Genomic DNA, 19836 nt, shown 5'->3' with positions numbered 1-19836 from the left:
AATATCAGCCGCGTGCGGCGGCGTGATCGCGGACCGCGTCGCCGAACGTGCGCAGCAGGGCGGCGTAGGGCGGGTTCTCCCAGAAGCGCCATTCGGGATGCCATTGCACCCCCAGCGCGAAGCCAAGTCCGCCCGTGAAGCTGACACCCTCGATCTGTCCGTCGGGCGCCACGGCTTCCACCGCCAGGCTGTCGGCCAGACGGTCGATCCCCTGCTGGTGCAGGGAATTGACCATCATCTCCGCCACGCCTGTGACGCGGGCGAAGATGCCGCCCGGTGTCAGGGCGACGGGATGGACGGGGGCATATTGCACATCCACTGGCGCCTCTTTCGGCTCCCGATGGTCCATGCGGCCCGGCACCTCCTGGATGCGGGGAAAAAGTGTGCCGCCCAGCGCCACGTTCAGTTCCTGAAAACCCCGGCAGACGGCGAAGACCGGGATGCCGCGCAGCAGCGCCGCCTTCAGCAGCGGCAGGGTGGTGGCATCGCGGGCGGGGTCCAGCGGCGGGGTGATTACATCGTCGGGCAGGCCGTAATGGCCGGGATGCAGGTTGCTGGGGCTGCCCGTGAAGAACAGCCCGTCCAGCCGGTCCAGCAGCGCATCCACGTCCCACCAATCACCCAGCGCCGGGATCAGCAGCGGCTGGCAATCGGCCCCATGGCTGACGGCGCGGATATATTTGTCGCCCACCACATGAAACGGGTGCGGGCCCAGTTCACGCGCATCGCAGGGCAGCCCGACCAGCGGTTTGCGGACGGTGGGGGCGGGCTTGGTCATGATCGGGATGCTCCGGAAGGTCAGTCGCGGCCCCGACGGCGGCCGGGTTCGCGGAAATAGAACTGATCCTTGTCCAGGCTGACGCCGAATTGCGGGTTCTGCAAGGCCACTTCGGTGGTCCGCCCCTGCGCATCCAGCACCCGCCATTTGCGAAGGCCGAAGGGCTTCTCTTCGAACACCAGGGTCAGGCTGCCCTGACCGGGTTCCTTGGTCTGAACCAGGGTCACTTCCAGCAGACCATCATCATTGCCCAGGCGGGTCACGGTGACATCGCCTGACAGGGTAATCTTCTCGCGCAGCAGGAAATCGGCCAGCGTGCTGCCGATGGGGGCGTTCTGCTGCTCCTTGACCTCCGCGTCCCAGAAATAAACAAAACGGCCATCGGCGACGATGTAATTGCCGTTGCCGTCATAATCGATGCGCATGCGGCCGGGCCGCAGCAACTGAAACGTTCCTGTGGACAGCGGCGCGCCATCATCGCTGGACTGCACGAACTGCGATTTCAGGCTGCGGATATCGTTCAGATAGGCTTCGACCGCCGGCAGGCGTGCCTGTTCCTCCGCCGACAGGGCGGGCGGCGGCGGGGCCTTGCCCCGGTTCTGGGCGGCGGCGGGAAGGGTCAGGGCGGCGGCGGCCAGAAAGGCCAGGATGATCTTGCGCATAATGGCTTTCTAGCCGCCGATCATGGCCGGATTATGTATGGGCGGCGCCATCTTCGGGACGGCCGCTGACCGCGGCCGTCGTCGTGGCCGACAGGGCGGAATGGAAACGCGGGCGCGGCGGGGACACGGGCTGGAACTGCCCCGTGGCATTGTCCAGCACATGCAGTTCCGCATCGGCCACGTCGAACAGCATGCCGCACAGCAACAGCTTGCCCGCCTTCTCCGCCTCCGCGATCCAGGGGAAGGTGCGCAGATTGTCCAGCGACAGGCGGACCACGGCGCGTTCCAGTTCCGGCAGGTCGGGGTCCGTCCCCGCCGGCAACCCGGCGCGCAGCTTGGCCAGGGCCGGCTCGGCGATCGACATCCAGTGATCGACGAAGTCCGAGTTCTGGTCGCTGCGGTCCTTGGGCAGGGCCGCGACGCCGCCGCACTGTGTATGGCCCATGACGACCAGCAACTGCACGCCCAGCTCGCGCACGGCGAATTCAAGCGCTGCCGAGGTGCCGTGGTAATCCTTGTTTGGTGTATAGGGCGGAACCAGATTGGCGACGTTTCGAACAACGAAAATGTCGCCCGGCTGGGCCGCAAAAATCAGGGTCGGGTCGACGCGACTGTCGCAGCAGGTGATCAGGGCCGCCTTCGGCTTCTGGCCTGCCCAGGCCAGCGTGCGGAACAGGCCCCGCTGCTGCTTGAAATTCGTGCGCCGGAATTCCCGGAACCCTTCGATCAGATCCTTCAGCATGATGCGCCCCGCATGAACGGAAGGTCGGCAGACCGGAATGTGCGCTCGCAACATGACGGTACGGAAGGTCGCTGTCCAGACCGGCGTGACAAATCCATGTCATGGGGGGTTTGCGATGATGCCGGTACCAGTGGCGGTCAGGCCATGCCGGTGGCAACCATCACCCGGTCGCGCCCGGCATTCTTGGCGGCATACAGGGCCTGATCGGCGCGGTGCAGCAATCCGTCCAGGCTTTCCGCAGGCCCCCGCCACGCGGCCACGCCCAGGCTGGCGGTGACGCGGACCTCCACCCCGTCCAGCAGGGTCGGCGCGGAGGCGAAGGCCTGGCGCAGCCGTTCGGCCATGCCCGCGGCACCGGCCAGATCCGTTTCCGGCAGCAGCAGCACCAGTTCCTCCCCGCCGAAGCGCGCGGCCAGATCAGAGGTGCGGACGGCGCCGGACAGCACGGCTGCCGCCGTCCGCAGCACGGCATCGCCCATGCGATGCCCATGCGCATCATTCACGCGCTTGAAATGGTCCAGGTCGATCAGCAGGACCGACAGGGGGCGGTTGTGCCGGCCGGCGCGCGTCTGTTCGGCCGCCGCCAGTTCCAGGAAGCGGCGGCGGTTCAGCAGGCCGGTCAGCGGATCGGTACTGGCCAGCATGTCCAGCCTGGCATTGGCGGCCAGCAGGTCGCGGGTGCGGTCGGCCACCTCGGCCGCCAGACGGCGGCGCTGCCGGCGCAGCGCCGCCGTGCGGGCCTGCACGATGCCGGCCACGGCCAGGACGGCCAGAACCAATCCGCCCAGCCGCGCCCACAGCGTCTCGTACCAGAAAGGATCGATCCGGATGGGCAGCGACAGGGTGGCCAGCGGCACCTCCTGTCCCATCTGATAGACCTCTGTCCGCAGCACGTAATAACCGGCGGGCAGATTGGTATAGAGGGCGCCCGGTGCGCGGTTGGAACTGTCCAGCCAGTCCTGGTCGAACCCTTCCAGACGGTGGCGGTAACGCAGGTCGCCCCCCGCCCGGAAATCCAGCAGGGAAAAGGCCAGAGACAAGGTGCGTTGTTCGCTGGCCAGCAACAGCCTGCCGTTCGGTCCCGGAAGCTGCCCCGGCGCCACGGGCTGGTGATTGATCTCCATGCCCGTGATGCGCAGGACGGGCGGCGGCGGTGGCGGCCTGTCACTGGCCATGTCCAGGATGGCCAGCCCCCCCAGCCCGCCCAGCAGAATGTGGTTGCCCGGGCCTTTGACCAGCCTGTTCAGGACATAGAATTTCAGGTTGGCGCCTTCCCGTTCCCCGAACAGGGTGAAGCGGCTGTTTTGCGGGTCCAGCATGCCGACGCGGGACGGGGTGGTGAACCAGACGCGCCCCTTCTCGTCCACGCCGATGCCGCCGACATTGTCGTGCGGCAGGCCGTTGCGGCGGCGGATGGATCGAAAGTGCGGCTTGCCGCCCAGTTCTTCCACATCGGTGACAACCAGCCCGCCGCCGGCGGTGGACAGCCACAGCCGGCCGTGCTGATCCTCGGCAAGGCCGGTAATATAGGCATGCGACAGGCTGTCGGGGTCGGACATGTCGGGCCGGTGACTGCGGAACCCGCTGCGGCCGTCGGAAACGGCCAGCCCCGCCGCCGTACCCACCACCAGCCGGCCATTGCTCAGCACCAGCAGCGATCGGACATTGTCATTGGGCAGGCTGGACGGGTCGGCCGGGTTGTGCCTGAATCGCCGGCATTCGCCCGTGGTGCTGTCGAACCGGGTCAGCCCTTCGAAGCTGCCGGCGATCACCTCCGTCCCGTTGGCGATCATCACATTGATGACCTGCCCTTCCAGACAGGGGATGACCGACGGGGTGGTGGTCATCGTCGCCATGTCGATGGCGGCCACGCCGCGCGTCGCGGCCAGCAGCCTTCCGTCCCCCATCGGGACCAGCGCCCGCACGTCGCGGCCATTGTTGGGCGGGGGCATGCGCAGCCGTTCCACCCGGCCTGCGGGCAGGTCCAGCACATCGACATCGCCATTGGCCAGACCCAGCCAGACGCGCGACCGGGTATCGGTGTGGGCGACATAAATCTCCGGGTTGCTCAGGCCCAGCGGCGACAAGGGGGTGGCCGGCACCACACGCAACCGGTCGGCATAGGGATCATACCGTTCCACGCCCTGGTCGGTGGACAGCCAGACATTGCCGGTGCGATCCCGCATGATGTTGCGCAGCCGGTCGCCGTTCGGGCTTCCCGGCAGAACCGGGTCATGCCGCACCTGACGCAGGCGGCCGGTGGCCGGGTCCAGGATGATCAGGCCGGCCCCGTCCGTGGCGATCCACAGCCCCTGCCCCGGCACATCCACCATGGACCGGATGGTGCGGCGCCCCGCCAGGCCCGTGCCGCCGGTGAGGCCGGCCACGGCATGGGCGCTGCCATCGGGCATCAGATAGGCCACGCCGGCGTCGCCCGACCCGATCCACAGCCGCCCCTCCGGATCGCGGTGGATGACCCAGACCTCTCCATTGATCGTACCGGCGGCGGGGCCATCCACCCGGACCGGTGTGAAAAAATCCTGCCCCGCGCGGCGCAGCATCAGCCCGCCCATGCCACCGATCCACAGGTCGCCATTGGCCTCTTCCATCACCGCGAACAGACGGGGGTTGAGGGGGTGGCCCTGGGCGTCCAGCAGGGGCACGGGATGCACCGCATTATCGGGCGCCCGCCACAGGAACAGCCCGTCATCGGCCGCCACCCAGGCAGCATCGCCCTGCACGTCGCGGGCCGAGGATATGGCATAGGTGCGCGCACCCGGCCCGTTGGCGGCCGTCAGCCGCCGGAACCTGTCCGTCTGTGCATCATAGCGGACCAGCCCCGCCGCCCCCATGCCGATCAGCATGCCGCCGTCCGACAGGGGCAGCAGCGCCCGCACATAGATCTCCGGCAACCGGTCGGGATCGTCCGGGTCGCTTTGCCATTGATGCAGGCGATAGCCGTCATACCGGGCCAGGCCGGCAAAGGTGCCGATCCAGATCAGCCCCGCCTTGTCCTGGGCCACGGCGCTGATCGTGTCGTTGGGCAGCCCGTCATCCGTGGTGAGATCACGGAAGTTCAGGACGGGGAAATCGCCCCATGGCTCCGCCTCGGCCCCGGTTGCCATCGCAGGCGCCGGAAGCATGAAAAGCAGAACAAAAAGGCGAACCAGGAAAGACAGCCCGGCGCGCGACGGCAAGGGTGGGGACATGAGACAGGTTCGAAACCGCGAAAACCGGGCCACTATGCCCGGCCAGGATCAGGCGGGAAAGGCCCGCCACCTGACCAAAAGGCTTAGGTCAAAGCGACGCCATGGCCAGCAGCAGGCCGGCCCCTACCAGCAGGGCCCCCGTCATCCGGTTCAGCCAGCGTTGCGCCACGGGTCCCGTCAGGCGCACGGCCAGACCCTTGCCGCCCACGGCATAGGTCATGATCCAGCCGAATTCGATGATCAGCATGGTGACCACCAGGATGGTCAATTGCGGCGCCATCGGCCGCTGCGGGTCGATGAATTGCGGGAAAAAGGCCGCCATGAAGACCAGTGCCTTGGGATTGGACAGCGTGATCAGCAGCCCCTGGCCCAGCAGCCCCATCTGTCCGCGCCGGTCCGGTCCCGCCTTCACGGCGGCATCCACATCCGCCGCCTCATCCCGGATCGGCGCGCGCCAGGCCTGGACGCCCAGCCAGGTGAGATAGGCCACGCCGGCCCATTTGAAGATGGTGAAGGCCAGCGGCGAGGTCTTCAGCAGCACGCCGACCCCCAGCGCCGACAGGCCGGCCAGCAGGCCCAGCGACAGGCACATGCCGATCCCGCCCCAGGCGGCCCCCGCCAGCCCGTGCCGCATGCCCATCGACAGGGCCGACAGCATGTTGGGACCGGGCGTCGCCGACAGGAAAAAACAGGTCGTCAGGAAAATGACCAGGGTCTGGGTGGAAATCATCATGCATCCGTGCGCGAGGCGCCATCCATGCCGGCCACGAACGGGCTTGCCGCGGCGCCGGAACTGATATGCAGCACCTGCTGCGGGAAGGGAATGGTGATGCCCTGGGCATCGAACCGCTTTTTCATGCGACGGTTGAATTCGCGGCCCACACCCCATTGCTGGCCCGCGCGGGTCTTGATGCGGCCCTTGATCAGCACGGCGCTGTCCTGGAACGCATCGACACCGGCGATTTCCACCGGACCCAGGATGGCGGCGGCATAGGCGGGTTCGGCCTGCATCTCCGCCCCCAGTTCCTTCAGCACATCCACCACCTTGTCCGTATCCACCGCGTAATCCACGGTGACGTTCAGGACATAGAAGCTGAAATCCTTGGTGCTGTTGGTCACAGTGGTCACGGAACTGAACGGGATCGTGTGCACGGCCCCGTCATAGCCGCGCAGGCGTATGGACCGGATCGACATGGCCTCCACCCCGCCCGACAGGCCACCGACCGTGACGCTGTCGCCCACCGCGATCGTATCCTCGATCAGGATGAACAGGCCGGTGATGACATCCTTGACCAGGGTCTGCGCCCCGAAACCGACGGCCAGACCGATGACGCCGGCACCGGCCAGCAGGGGCGCGATATTCACCCCCATTTCCGACAGCACGATCAGCCCGGCCATGGTGACCAGGAAGATGGTCAGCGCATTGCGCAGCAGCGGCAGCAAGGTGCGCATCCGCGCGCTGCGTACCAGCCGCACGCCCTGGTCGTCCGTGGCGTTAAGATAGCGCAGGATGGCGCCATTGACCATTTCCCAGACGACCAGCGCCAGGCTCAGCACCACCAGGATGGTGACGGCGCTGGACGCCACCCGCTGGCCCAGATCGGACCCCAGCCAGGACAGGGCGTCGGCGCCCCAGGCCTGCAACAGCAGCAGCACGGTGAACAGGCCCAGTACCACCTGTGCCACCCGGCGCAGGAAGGGCAGGTACCGGTTGGCCCGTTCCTCCAGCCCCGGATAGGCCGCGCGTACATCGTCGGGAACCTTCAGGCCGTGGACCACCAGCCGGTCCAGCGCCTCCGACAGCAGACGGGACACGACCAGGATGGCGCCCGTGACCAGGGTGGCACGCAGCACGAAATCAAACCCGCCCGCGATCTCCAGCGCCCAGATCAGATAGACGGCCCCCAGATACAAGATGGTCAGGATGTGCCAGACATCGGCCAGCCGCTGCCGCACCAGGGACAGGGCGGCATGGCGGCGGATCTGGGCTGCACTGGGGGCGGGCAAGGGCTCGTCCCCCGCCGCCTCGCCGGCCAGCAGGGCGCGCAGCGCATCGTCGCGCCCGTCGGGGCCGGGGGCGGGCCGGCCGCGCAGGGTCTGGGCCACCGCGTCACGGTTCTGCAGGATCAGGACGATCAGCATGGCGGTCACCAGCAGGCCCACCAGTTTCAGCCAGGCCGCATGCGGCACGGGCGGCAGGCCCAGCACCCGCATCGCCTCGCCCGCGAAATAACCGTAGACGCCGATGATGGTGATGCGGCGGGTCCAGATCAGCAGATACTGCGCCGTCTCATCCGTGACACGGGCCAGCCGGAGATTGGCCGTACTCGGTGACAGCAGCACACGGCTGACCACCAGCACACCCTGCACGATCAGGCTGGCATTCAGAATGGTCAGGGATGCCAGCCGCACCGCGCGCGGCGCCTCCGTCGCCGACAAGAGGCCGAACCCGGCCAGCGCGAAGGACGCCATGGGCAGCAGGTCGATCACCAGCCGCGCCAGCAGCAGCAGCAGCTTGGCCGGCAACCCGCCCGGCGCCCGCGCGCCCAGTGCCGCCCGTGGCCGGGACAGCAGCCAGATCATGGCGAACCGTGCCGCATAGCCGCCGCCGATGATGCCCGCCAGATGCAGGGCCAGCAGGCCCCAGGCATCGCGCCGGACCGGGTCGGACACTTGCTGGTTCAGCCAGCGGATGGCGTGGGGCGCGTCGATGACGGCGCGGCTGGCCGCGGCCACCTGCTGGCTGAACAGGTCGATCCGGTCGGACAATGTATCCAACGCCCGGCTGCTAATCGTCTCCGGCTCCGCTGCCGGCTTCTCCACGGCTTTCAGCGCCTTCAACTGCGCCAGCAGCGCATCGCGCTTGGCCGGGTCCTCCAGCGTGGTGATCAGCCCGTCGACCTCGGCCGCGCTGGGCTGGTCGGCTGCCGGGGCATCCTGGGCGGGGGCATTTGTCGACATGATCATTGTCAGCATGATCACCAGCAGCCCGCGGGCCAACAGCCTGCTCAACGTCCGCTCCATTTCCATCATCCCTGTATTGGGGCGGCTGCACTCTAGGGCCCTCCAGGGGCAGGATCAACGCTCCGCCCATGTCCTCACCAAGGCGATCATAAGGTCTATGCCTGTTAAGTATTGAAGCGATATTTTAACCAAAATTATGGTTAACGAAGTCACGAATGGTTGTATGATGTGATCATGTGGCGAGAAAACAGGGACGCCACCCCGCCGAGATATCGCATGAGGTGGTGAAAATGGCCTGGCTTATCAATCGTTCCAAGGCGTTGATGGTGGGGTCCAATGTTGCGGACCTGTTCGATCTCGTGACGCAGCGGGTGGGCAATGGCGCGGGTGTCTTGGATCGCCTCAAAACCCTTGTCGCGAATCCTCCATCGACGGATGTTGAGACCCTCGCGCGCTATCTTCTGGGAGAGCAGGTGGACGCCGGCCCCTACCGGCGGTTCATCGTGCCCCTGAAATTGCTGGAAGGCGGCACGGCGGAAGAGCGGTGGTTCGGCTGGGGCGATCTGACATTCGACGCGGCCGTGGCCGGCGGTTCGTCGCTGACGCTGGGCATCAAGGGCGACGCGGCGATCGGTTTCGAAATTCTGGCCGATGATGACGTCACGCCCGAGGCGCTGGACGAAGCGCTGATCCGGTTTAAAGTGGCGGGAAGGCTGTCAGGCTCTTTCGCGGCATCGGCCGGTGCGCTCGGCACCTCGTTGAGCATGGATGTGCAGCGAAGCCTCTCGTGGCTGTTCGGCTATGATCAGAATTCATACACGTTCCAGGCCCTGGGCAATGCCCTGACCCGTGTTGCCCAGCCATTCCACAATTTCGACGATGTTCTGGACGCGTTCAATGGACCGCCCTTGGCTGTAGGGCCTGTCGGCGACGTCCTGGCCACCCAGGCCAGTATGAAAAGCCTGACTTATGCCGGTACGACGGGTTTCAAAGGGGCGTCGAACGCCAAGCTGGACGTGGGATCAGTTGGCGGCACGGTGGAGGCCGCATTCAAGGCCTTCGCCAACCTGGAGCATGATTTCAAGGTGACGATCGCGGTCGTACCGCCGGCCGTGCCCGCCGCCCCCGCCGTTGCCCTGGACGTGCAGGTCGAACTGAACAAGAGCGAGGAACGAGGGTACGACCTGTCCTTGCGATACAGTTTGGGCCTGTCCTCGCTGGCACCAGGTTTGGCGCCGCGGCTGCTGGGCAAACTGGACAAGGTCAAGGGGGTGCTGGACAAGATCGACAATGATCTGGACAAAGCGGAAAAGAAGCTGGCGCATCTGCTGAAGCCCGGCGACTGGCTGAAACAGGAAATCGCCGACAAGGTGGCGGCCTTTGCAGACACCGCCGATGGGCCGGGCATTCTTGACGACCTCTTGAAGGAGGTGCTGGGTGCCGGAACCGGCGATAGTGCGGCAAAGCGTGCCACCGACTGGCTGGCCAATGTGATCGATGACCTGTCCAAGCTGCCGCTGCCGGGGGTGCTTAACACGGCGCGCGATGAAATACTGAAAGGGATAAGCGATCCGCTGCAGGCGAAGGTACGTGCCTTCATCGAGCAGGCGCTGGCCATGGTTTCAGGCAGGATTGATAGCGCCATCGACGAACTGGCATTGCGTCTGGACCAGAATATCCTGTCCAAGGCGCTGGGCAGCAGTGTCAGCAATATCAAGAAGGCCATCGGCGAACTGCTGAACCAGATGCGGTCCCTGCTGGACAAGGTGGTCAAAGCGGTGGAGCAGGCCAATCAGGAACTGATTGCCATCAACTGGAGCCGCTCCCGCCGGCGGACCGCCAACCTGTCCTATGGCGCGCATTTCAGGTTCGATGCGACCGCAGGCGCTTATTATCGCGATCTGGTCCTGTTGCCCGATCGCACATTGCCGCTGCTGCTGTCCGCCACGCCGGCCGGCGTCACCCTGATCAGCGATCAGTTCACCGGCAAGTTCAGCGATCTCACCGAAGAGGTGTTCGGACTGAACATCCTTTCGTTCGGGATATCCGCCCGTACAAAACTGTTGACGGAACTGGAAGTCACCGTGATCGGTGGTGTTGTTACCATCGACGCGAAAGGTACGCTGGAGAAGACCCAAACATTCGGCGATGAAAGCAGAAGCATTGTCATCAGCAACTTCACCAGCATCGGCACCGAAAGCAAATCCCGCTTCCAAATCAATTTCAGCCAGACGGAGGAGAATTGGAACCTTGGTGAAGCCGTCGGCTTCATCAATGGTTTTGCCCAGAATGGCGTCGATGTTGATGATGTGGCCCGTGATGAAATCATGCGTTACTATGAAATGAAGCGCCAGGAACCAAATATAGGTGGCAAGTTCAATCCCGTATTCAGCGCGCTTTTGAATATCGATGACGCCGCCGCCACGCGCCTCATCCGTGCGGCGGCCCAGGCACCCTTGGCCGATCAGCTACACGCGCTGGCCGCCCGATCGATGTTCGAAGCCAGCGGCATGCGGGCCGAAATTCACCACTGGTTCGTTGCCACCCCCGGCGCCATGCGAACGGTCTTGTGGCCGTTTCTTCAAGACCTGCCGGATATGTCGCCCGCGATTAGTCGCAAGGATGGAAAGCTGATCATCGATTATGAGAAACTGTTACAGCCGGATGATGGCGTTTGGCCCAAAGTTTTGAAAAAATTATATGATGACGCTCAAAAATCCAGCGAAAAGCTGAAATATATTCCGTTGAAAAATTTCCAAAGCACGATGTTTAATGCCTATGATGGGCTACGAAAACTGAGGATTTTCTTCGAAAAGGCCAACGCGGCCCTGGATATCGCTGAAAGCTTCCAGGCAAATCCTAATCGTTCCCAGGCTGCGATCGAGTCGCTGCGAGAGGAGATGGACCAATGTCAGAAGCAGGCGCTTGCTGCGCTGGTGCCATGGACGGGCGTGGGGGCGCCGGTGGGCAAAAAACTGAAATCACTGCCTGTGGCATTCATGGGCATCATGCAGATGCTGGCGCAGGTTGTTGATGGCGGGCAACAGCCGGATGTCTTCTTCACGTTGGATTTCGGCAAACGGGGCAAGCGAACCTTCATCAGTAACCTGGATTGAGGTGGGGCAAGGCGCACGCTATGTAAGGGGCTAAGCAATCCAACAAACCTATGGATGACCCATGCTCCCCGCCGACACGCCTGAAAACCCGCCCAACGCCAAGCTGGTGGAATCCAAGCAGAAATGGGCCGAGGAAGGCCGCCTGATGACGGGCAATCCCGCCCCGCGCGCCGACCGCCTGCCCCCTGGCCAACGGGAGGTGAAGAACTGGCCTGTGCTGGACCTGGGAATCCAGCCGGAGATCGGGTTGGATCAGTGGGAACTGACCATCGACGGGCTGGTGGAAAACCCCACCATTTGGGGCTGGGCGCAGTTCAAGAGCCAGCCCCCCTTTACCGACGTGTCGGACATCCACTGCGTCACGGCCTGGTCACGCTACGACAATCATTGGGAAGGCGTGTCGGCCAGGCATATCCTGGAGGTGGTGAAGCCACTGCCGGAGGCCCGGCACGTCGTTTTCCATTCCTATGATGGCTACACGACCAATGTGGCCCTGTCGGTTTTCGATGATGCCGATGTGCTGCTGGCCCATGGCTGGGAAGGCAAGCCGATCACGACCGAACATGGCGGGCCGGTGCGGGTGATCATCCCGAAATTCTATTTCTGGAAATCCGCCAAATGGGTGAACCGTATCGAATTCGTGGCCGAGGATCGGCCCGGCTTCTGGGAAGAACGCGGTTACCATAACGAGGGCGATCCCTGGACCGAACAGCGCTATAGCTGAGCCGGGGTAACCGATTCGGTCCGTTGCCAGATGGCGGCGTCGGGCTTATATTTGAGAAGGTTGCCGGGGCAGCGCCAACTGCCCCGGCTCCCCCTTAGAACCGGATCACAAGGCGCAGGCTGATGCCGAAGCCTTTGAACACCAGTTCTATGGAACGGGGTTGCTTAGTTTCGGTAAGCATCCTTCTCGCTCCTGTGTGGCGGGGGGTGGCCAATCCGCCCCCTGTTACACCACGAGGAATAGAATAGGCGAACGCTGATTCCTCTTGAAGGAACCTATCGGCGTCTCGCCTATTTTTTTGCCTTCAGATCACCTTGTGCATGTGGACATCATCCCCTTGAAAAATCCCAAGAAAGAAGCCCCCTTCCCCACCAAGGATCAGGTCCTGGAATTCATCCGGGAAAGTCCGTACCCGGTGGGCAAGCGGGAGATTGCGCGCGCCTTTCATATCAGCGGCGATGACCGTGTCGCGCTGAAGGAATTGCTGCGTGATCTGGAAGGGGATGGCGCGATCGAGAAGGGCGGGCGCCGCCGTCTGGCCCCGCCGGCCAGCCTGCCACCCGTGGGCGTGGTGATCGTGACGGGCGTCGACATCGACGGGGAGGTGATTGCCCGGCCGTTGAACTGGTCCGACCCGGACCGGGAGCCGCCGCGCATCCTGATGAAGCCGGAACGGCGTGGCACCCCGGCCCTGGGCGAGGGCGACCGCGCGCTGGCCCGGCTGGCCCGCGTCCGCGACGACCTGTATGAAGGCCGCACCATCAAGAAGCTGGGCGGCGATCAGACGGCGCAGATGGTGGGCGTGTATGAACTGGGTCCCGATGGCGGCCGCCTGCGCCCCGCCGACCGCCGCGCCAAGGCGGAGTTCGTCATTCTGCCACAGAACGCCATGGATGCCGCCCCCGGCGATCTGGTGGTGGCGGAGGTCCTGCCCTCCTCCCGCCACGGCCTGAAACAGGCCCGCGTGGTGGAGGTGCTGGGCGGCATCGACCAGCCCAGGGCCATCAGCCTGATTGCCATCCACCAGCATGGCATCCCGGTACATTTCCCGCCCGCCGCGATCGAGCAGGCCGAGACCGCGACGGAACCGACCTTGTCGGGCCGCACCGACCTGCGTGATATCCCGCTGGTCACCATCGACGGGGCCGATGCGCGCGATTTCGACGATGCCGTCTTTGCCGAACCCGATACGGACCCGAACAATCCGGGTGGCTGGCACCTGCTGGTCGCCATTGCCGACGTGTCGGCCTATGTCACGCCGGGCAGCCCGCTGGACAAGGCGGCGCTGGAACGCGGCAATAGCTGCTATTTCCCCGACCGCGTCGTGCCCATGCTGCCCGAAGCGCTGTCGAACGAGCTGTGCAGCCTGAAGCCCGGTGTCAACCGTGCTTGTCTGGCCGTCCATATCTGGATCGACGCGGGCGGCCGGATCAAGCGGCACCGGTTCGTGCGCGGCCTGATGCGGTCGGCCGCCCGCCTGACCTATGAACAGGTACAGGAGGCGTTCGACGGTGCGGCCGATGATCTGACCGGCCCGCTGCTGGACCCGGTCATCCGCCCGCTCTATGGCGCTTATGCCGTGCTGGCCCATGCAAGGTCACGGCGCGGGACCCTGGAACTGGACCTGCCGGAACGCAAGGTGCGGATCGGGGAGGATGGCAAGGTGGCGGAGATCGGCGTGCGCGCCCGCTTCGACAGCCACCGCCTGATCGAGGAATTCATGATCGCCGCCAATGTCGCGGCGGCAGAGGCGCTGGAGGCGCGCGACACGCCCCTGCTCTACCGTGTCCATGCCGAGCCGGCGCTGGACAAGCTGGAACCGCTGCGCGAGTTCCTGAAAACCATGGGCTATAATCTGGCCAAGGGTACCGTGATGCGGCCCACCGCCTTCACCAATATCCTGGACAAGGCCAGGGACACGCCCGAGTCGGAACTGATCAGCACCGTCATCCTGCGCTCCCAGGCGCAGGCCGTGTATCAGCCCGACAATATCGGCCATTTCGGTCTGGCGCTGGAACGCTATGCCCATTTCACCAGCCCCATCCGCCGCTATGCCGACCTGATCGTTCATCGTGCGCTGGTCCGCGCCTATCATCTGGGGGATGGCGGCCTCAGCGACGAGGAGATGGGCAAGCTGGACAAGATCGGGGAGCAGATTTCCGGGACCGAGCGCCGGGCGGCGGATGCGGAACGTGACGCGCTGGACCGCTATGTCGCATCATACTTGGCCGACCGGGTGGGTGCCACCTTCAGCGGCAAGATCAGCGGCGTGTCGAATTTCGGCCTGTTCGTGACCCTGGATGAAACGGGGGCGGACGGCATCGTGCCCGTTTCCACCCTGCCCGACGATTTCTATGACCATGACGCGGTGCATCACTGCCTGCTGGGCCGTCGTCACCGTCGTGTGTTCAAGCTGGGCGAGCGGGTGAAGATCCGCCTGATCGAGGCTGATGCCATCACCGGCTCCATGGTGTTCCGGTTGCTGAACGCGGATGGGACGGAGATGCCGGGCGGGCGCAGCGCGGGCACAGGCGCCAGCCGTCGCGGACGGCCCGAACGGCGGCGGGAACGGGCTGAGGCCGAACCATCGGGCATCGACGCGCCCAAGCCCCCCCGCCGGCGGCGGTAGGGGTCAGCGGCCCAGGCTGCGTTCCAGCATTTCCGCCTTCACGGTGGCGGCATCGATGCTGGCTGTGGCGATCCGGGCGCGGTCGGGCTTGGCATTGCTGGCGGCGACGCCCGCCATGACCAGCAGCAGGGCGGTGGTCAACACCAGACCCATGGCCGACAGCTTCTGACGGTCGATGCGGGAAAGGGTGCGTTCCAAGGTGCGGCTGGTCATGGCGGTCATCCTCCGACAGGAAGTCGCCGTACTGGTTCGGGGCGGGAAGCCAGCGGGCGACAGACCCAGAACACCAACCGCGCAAGGCGGCGTTTGGTCGGGATTGGGGCCATTTGGGGGCAGGGTCGGCATAAAAATCGGGCGGGCCGTTGCCGACCCGCCCGTCTTCATCCCTCAATATTGAACAATGCTCAGCGTGACAGGGCCGCGTCGATCATCGCCACCGTCTCCTTCACGCCGTACAGCGCGATGAAGCTGCCCATGCGCGGGCCGGTGGTCTGGCCCAGCAACACCTCGTACAGGGCCTGGAACCAGGCGCGCAGCTCGGTGAAGCCGTGCTTCTTGCCCACTTCGAAGACCTGATTCTGCAACTGGTCGGCCGGTGTATCGACGGCGATATCGGCCAGCACGGCGCGCAGGTCGGTGATGGCCGCGCGTTCCTGCTCAGACGGGCTGCGGTACTGTTTCGTGGGCTTCACGAAGTCCTGGTAATAGGTGACGGCGTAACCGACCAGCTTGTCCAGGAATGGCGCCGTCTCCGGCGACGCACCCGGCGCGTAGCGGCGGATGAAGCCCCACATCACATCGGCACTTTCGGCATTGGCCGCGCCGGCAAGGTTCAGCAGCAACCCGAAGGACAGGCCCGCCGTACCCTTCACATCGGCCGGGATGGTGCCGCCATGGATATGATGGACGGGGGTTTCCAGCTTCTGCGCGGGTTCCAGCGCATCGAACTTGTCCACAAAGGACAGATATTCGTCCACGGCGCGCGGGATCACGTCGAAATAGAGCTTCTTGGCCGCACGCGGCTTGTTGAACATGTACAGCGCCAGGCTTTCCGGCGGGGCATAGCGCAGCCATTCCTCCATCGTCAGGCCATTGCCCTTCGACTTGGAGATCTTCTGGCCCTTTTCATCCAGGAACAGTTCGTAATTGAAGCCGTCGGGCGGGGTGCCGCCCAGGATCTTCACGATCTTGGCCGCCAGTTCCACCGACGGGATCAGGTCCTTGCCGGCCATTTCATAATCCACGCCCAGCGCGAACCAGCGCATGGCCCAGTCGGGCTTCCATTGCAGCTTCACCGCACCGCCGGTGACGGGGGTCTCGACCTTCTTCCCGTCCTCATCCTCGTAAACGATGGTGCCGGCATCGACATTGCGCTCCAGCAGCGGCACCTGCAGCACGCGGCCGGAGGTCGGGCTGATCGGCAGGAACGGGCTGTAGGTCGCCTGCCGCTCTGCACCCAGGGTGGGCAGCATCACGGCCATGATCTCATCATAATGGCGCAGCACGGCCAGCAGGGCTGCATCGAAGCGGCCCGACTTGTACCAGTCCGACGCCGACTGGAACTCGTACTGGAAACCGAACCGGTCCAGGAAGTCGCGCAGCATGGCGTTGTTGTGGTGGCCGAAGCTTTCGAACTTGCCGAACGGGTCCGGCACCTGGGTCAGCGGCTTCTGCAGGTTGGCGGTCAGCAGGTCGCGGTTCGGCACATTGTCCGGCACCTTGCGCAAGCCATCCATATCGTCGGAAAAGGCGAACAGGCGCGTGGGCACGCCCGGCATCATCATCTCGAACGCGCGGCGCACCATGGTGGTGCGCGCCACCTCTCCAAAGGTGCCGATATGCGGCAGGCCCGACGGGCCGTACCCCGTCTCGAACAGGACATAGCCTTTGGGCGGGGCTTTGCCGCCAAGGCGCGCGACCAGCTTGCGCGCCTCCTCAAACGGCCAAGCCTTCGCCCCAAGCGCCAGTTCCTGTTCACTGCTCATCGCGTTATCACCAGATAGAGAAAAACAACGCCGCAAAACTAGGCCCAAGGCCGGGAACGGTCAACGCACAGCCCCGTTGGGACGGGCATGCGGACAGTTTGCGCGCCCGGCCCGAAAAGGAGTACCCATGCAGCCCGAGACCCGATCCCGCCTGCGCTACAGCCTGATCCTGTCCGTCATCGCCATCATCGCGGCCCTGGGCCTGCTGGACCGGGCCGAACGGGCGCTGCTGCCGCAGACGCTGGCGGCGGCCAGCCAGCAGGCGCTGCAGGACAATCTGGCCCAGGCCACGGCCGTGTTTGCCACGGCGCGGGTGATCGACGCGGCGGTGTCGGTGGCGCAGACGGTGGAGGTGTCGGCGGGGCTGGGTATACAGCCCGGACAGGTGCTGGACCCCGTCAACGATCTGGTGGAACGGTTTTCCGCCATGATGCTGGGGGCAACCATCGTGCTGGGCGGGGCCGTGCTGCTGGTTAAGGCCGGCGACATGCTGGGGCTGGCCCTGCTGCTGCCGGCGGGATTGCTGCTGGCGGCCCTGTCCTGGGCCCTGCCGGGCATGGCGTCCTTCTTCACGCGGCGGCTGGGCACGTTCCTGCTGTTTGCGGCCCTGGTGCTGAAGGTCGGGGTGCCGCTGGTGGTGGTGGGATCGGTGGCCCTGTCGGCGCATCTGCTGGACCCGACCATCATGGACGCACAGGCGCGGCTGGACGCGCTGTCGATGGCGGCGGCGCCGGTCCCGGCGGATGGGGACGGGGGCGGGATGATGGACCGGTTGCGGTCGCTGGGGGATGCCACGGGGGCGGTATCGCGCATGGTGGCGGCCATGGGCGATCTGGCCGACATCGTCATCGACCTGACCATCGCCTATGTGGCCAAGATCGTGCTGCTGCCGCTGCTGCTGTTCTGGATATTGGGGCGCATGGCCGAGGCCACGGCCTCAACCCTGGCCGCCTGGCCCGGCGACCGACCGGGATGACGGTTCGGCCGCACCCACGCCGAACCGGAAACGCTCCCCCTTCGCCGGCAGCGCATAGGTGCCGAACATCCGGTCCCAGATGGCCAGCGCCGTGCCGAAATTCCGGTCCCGGTGTTCATCGGCCAGGGAATGGTGAAGCTGATGCATGTGGGGAGAGATCAGCCAGCCCGACAGAAGGCGGGGGAAGGGCATCGGCACGGGGCTGTGGCGCAGGTGGGCAAAGGCCAGCCCCCAGATCAGCATGAAGGCATTGACACCCAGCACGGTCAGCGGCGGCACCTGCGTACCCGCCATTCCTGCAACAAACCCCAGACCCAGCCCCTGCCCCAGCATGTTGCCCGACAGATGCACCACCTGCTCCCACGGCCAGAAGCGAAAGGCAGTCAGCGGTGTCAGGACGGGTGGGGCATGGTGCAGCCGGTGGCTGCGCCAGAGCAGGGGGACCGCATGGAACAGCCGGTGGGTCCAGTAAAGCGCGAAATCGCCCGCCACGAAGGCCGCCAGGGCTGCGACCAGCAACAGGGGCCAGCCCGGCTCCCCGGCCGGGGTGGCCCCGCTGAGGGCCGCCGCAAAGGCGGTGCCCAGCCGGTTGCCGATCAGGGACAGGGTGTAGAGCCAGGGGGCCAGCAGGAAGGGCAGGGCGGAATTGGCCAGGAAACAGCCCGCGTCGATGGGCAGTTCCCGCCAATAGTCACGGGCGCGACCCCATAGGTCACGCTCGCGCCCAAAACAGAGGGCCGCCGCCAGGGCGATGGCCAGTCCCGGCCACCACAGGACCGATTCCGGTGCCGTCAGCATCCCCAGCAGGGAAGAGGACCAGTCGTCAACCGCCCGGTCCCACCTGGACACCGTTTCCGCCATGACACCAATGCCCGTTCAAAGACGGGTCAGGATGACAGAACCGGACCGGCCGGCATAGCGGCCGGTTGCCTGTTCAGGCGGCCGGCTGGTCGCTTTCGGCGTCCGAACCGTCGATGCCACCATCGTCATTGCCATCGGCCTCGTCGCCTTCATACCCGCCATCATGGCGGGGCACGGGCTGACGCGCGCGGCCTTCCTGTTCATTGATCTGGCAGATGATGCGGTAATAATGTTCCGCATGCTGCAGATAGTTTTCCGCAGCCACCCTGTCACCGGACGTATGGGCATCACGCGCCAGGGCCTGATACTTCTCATAGACCTGGAAGGCGTTGCCACGGATACGGACATCCGGGCCGCTGCTGTCGAAATTCTGGTGACGCAGCGGGACATTCTGACGGCGATTGCCGCCATTGTTGCCACCGCCATTGTTACCGCCACCGTTGCCGCCGCCGCCGCCATTACCGCCACGACCGCGACCACGCCGCTGATTGGGTCCCTGTCTCATTCGCTATATGCTCGGCCCCTGGTTTTTCGAGCCCCCGGACATCCTGTCGTCCCGTCTTATCCGTTTTTATCGGCCTTGACCTTTCGGGCGGCGAAACATCGCCCTGCCCTGGGACGCATAAGCCCCGGTCCGAGGGCTTTGCCACGGCAGGCGCCCCACGCGCTGCTGCCGTCCGCTGCGGACCCTAGCGATAGTCGCCTTGCATTCCAAGGTTTTTTTGCGGCCCCGTAACAGGCAGGAGGCAAATTCCCCCGCCTGCGACGATTATCGGTGCCGATCAGGCCGACAGACGGTGCAGGGCGCAGAGCTTGTTGCCGGCCGGATCGCGCAGATAGGCGAGGTAGAGCTTCATCTCCCCCATGCTGCGCACGCCGGGCGGATCCTCGCATGTCGTGCCCCCGGCGGCGATGCCGGCCGCATGCCAGGCATCCACCAGTTCGGGCGATGACGCCGCGAAACCGATGGTGCCGCCATTGGCCCCCGTCGCCGGTTCGCCGTTGATCGGCTTGGTGATGCCCAGGATGCCCGTCTGGGTACGATAGAAGACCCGGCCCTTGGGGTCTATGGTGCCGGGCTTGATGCCCAGGGTTGCCAGGACCGTATCGTAAAAGGCCTTCGATGCCTCGATATCATTGGCACCGAGAATGACGTGGCTGAACAATTTCCTCTCCTTACAACGGCACGG

At 65.2% G+C, this 19836-nt stretch carries 15 protein-coding genes; 4 read left to right on the top strand and 11 right to left on the bottom strand.

Annotated elements, in window-relative coordinates; genetic code table 11:
* Positions 1-4 precede the first annotated feature (4 nt).
* The 6 genes from KBA48_RS01965 to KBA48_RS01940 form a co-directional block, all read right to left on the bottom strand.
* Positions 5-778, bottom strand: a complete 774-nt coding sequence (locus tag KBA48_RS01965) for a gamma-glutamyl-gamma-aminobutyrate hydrolase family protein (protein ID WP_292903220.1) — start codon at positions 776-778, stop codon at positions 5-7.
* 20 nt (positions 779-798) lie between these two features.
* Positions 799-1440, bottom strand: a complete 642-nt coding sequence (locus KBA48_RS01960; protein ID WP_292903219.1) for an outer membrane lipoprotein carrier protein LolA — start codon at positions 1438-1440, stop codon at positions 799-801.
* 31 nt (positions 1441-1471) lie between these two features.
* Complete coding sequence (locus tag KBA48_RS01955; protein ID WP_292903218.1) at positions 1472-2182, bottom strand: carbonic anhydrase; 711 nt, start codon at positions 2180-2182, stop codon at positions 1472-1474.
* Positions 2183-2319: 137 nt separating this feature from the next.
* Positions 2320-5307 carry a ligand-binding sensor domain-containing diguanylate cyclase gene (locus tag KBA48_RS01950; protein ID WP_292903217.1) on the bottom strand — a complete coding sequence of 996 codons (2988 nt, stop codon included), beginning with the start codon at positions 5305-5307 and terminating at the stop codon, positions 2320-2322.
* 172 nt (positions 5308-5479) lie between these two features.
* Positions 5480-6124, bottom strand: a complete 645-nt coding sequence (locus KBA48_RS01945) for a LysE family translocator (protein ID WP_292903216.1) — start codon at positions 6122-6124, stop codon at positions 5480-5482.
* Entirely contained in the window at positions 6121-8403 is a 2283-nt protein-coding gene (locus KBA48_RS01940; RefSeq protein ID WP_292903215.1) for a mechanosensitive ion channel domain-containing protein, read from the bottom strand. Before KBA48_RS01940 ends, KBA48_RS01945 begins: the two co-directional genes overlap by 4 nt.
* A 242-nt stretch (positions 8404-8645) precedes the next feature.
* Between KBA48_RS01940 and KBA48_RS01935 the strand changes: the two genes are divergently transcribed.
* From KBA48_RS01935 to rnr, 3 genes are all read left to right on the top strand, one after another.
* Positions 8646-11471 (top strand): hypothetical protein, encoded by a 2826-nt coding sequence (locus tag KBA48_RS01935; RefSeq protein WP_292903214.1) that lies wholly within the window; start codon positions 8646-8648, stop codon positions 11469-11471.
* 61 nt (positions 11472-11532) lie between these two features.
* Positions 11533-12195: a sulfite oxidase-like oxidoreductase gene (locus tag KBA48_RS01930; RefSeq protein ID WP_292903213.1), complete on the top strand. Its 663-nt coding sequence runs from the start codon at positions 11533-11535 to the stop codon at positions 12193-12195.
* A 337-nt stretch (positions 12196-12532) separates the two neighbouring features.
* A complete protein-coding gene (rnr, locus tag KBA48_RS01925; protein ID WP_292903212.1) occupies positions 12533-14824 on the top strand; it encodes a ribonuclease R in 2292 nt (763 codons plus the stop codon).
* A 3-nt stretch (positions 14825-14827) separates the two neighbouring features.
* On the opposite strand, the gene KBA48_RS01920 is transcribed toward rnr, so the two are convergent.
* Positions 14828-15037, bottom strand: coding sequence for a hypothetical protein (locus KBA48_RS01920; protein WP_292903211.1), 210 nt, complete (start codon positions 15035-15037; stop codon positions 14828-14830).
* 191 nt (positions 15038-15228) lie between these two features.
* Positions 15229-16809 (bottom strand): lysine--tRNA ligase, encoded by a 1581-nt coding sequence (locus KBA48_RS01915; RefSeq protein WP_292903210.1) that lies wholly within the window; start codon positions 16807-16809, stop codon positions 15229-15231.
* Between the two features lie 127 nt (positions 16810-16936).
* Here KBA48_RS01915 and KBA48_RS01910 point away from each other — a divergent pair, with 127 nt between their 5' ends.
* Positions 16937-17785: a hypothetical protein gene (locus KBA48_RS01910; protein ID WP_292903209.1), complete on the top strand. Its 849-nt coding sequence runs from the start codon at positions 16937-16939 to the stop codon at positions 17783-17785.
* On the opposite strand, the gene KBA48_RS01905 is transcribed toward KBA48_RS01910, so the two are convergent.
* The 3 genes from KBA48_RS01905 to KBA48_RS01895 form a co-directional block, all read right to left on the bottom strand.
* Positions 17747-18634: a sterol desaturase family protein gene (locus tag KBA48_RS01905; RefSeq protein WP_292903207.1), complete on the bottom strand. Its 888-nt coding sequence runs from the start codon at positions 18632-18634 to the stop codon at positions 17747-17749. The genes KBA48_RS01910 and KBA48_RS01905 overlap by 39 nt on opposite strands.
* A gap of 85 nt (positions 18635-18719) precedes the next feature.
* Positions 18720-19151 carry a DUF4167 domain-containing protein gene (locus KBA48_RS01900; protein WP_292903205.1) on the bottom strand — a complete coding sequence of 144 codons (432 nt, stop codon included), beginning with the start codon at positions 19149-19151 and terminating at the stop codon, positions 18720-18722.
* A gap of 277 nt (positions 19152-19428) precedes the next feature.
* Positions 19429-19812, bottom strand: a complete 384-nt coding sequence (locus tag KBA48_RS01895) for a VOC family protein (RefSeq protein ID WP_292903203.1) — start codon at positions 19810-19812, stop codon at positions 19429-19431.
* Positions 19813-19836: the final 24 nt, after the last annotated feature.

The sequence above is a fragment of the Niveispirillum sp. genome (genome assembly GCF_017996735.1).
Taxonomy (GTDB): domain Bacteria; phylum Pseudomonadota; class Alphaproteobacteria; order Azospirillales; family Azospirillaceae; genus Niveispirillum.
The sequence above is the reverse complement of the archived record's forward strand: the minus strand, read 5'-3'. Positions and strand labels throughout refer to the sequence as shown.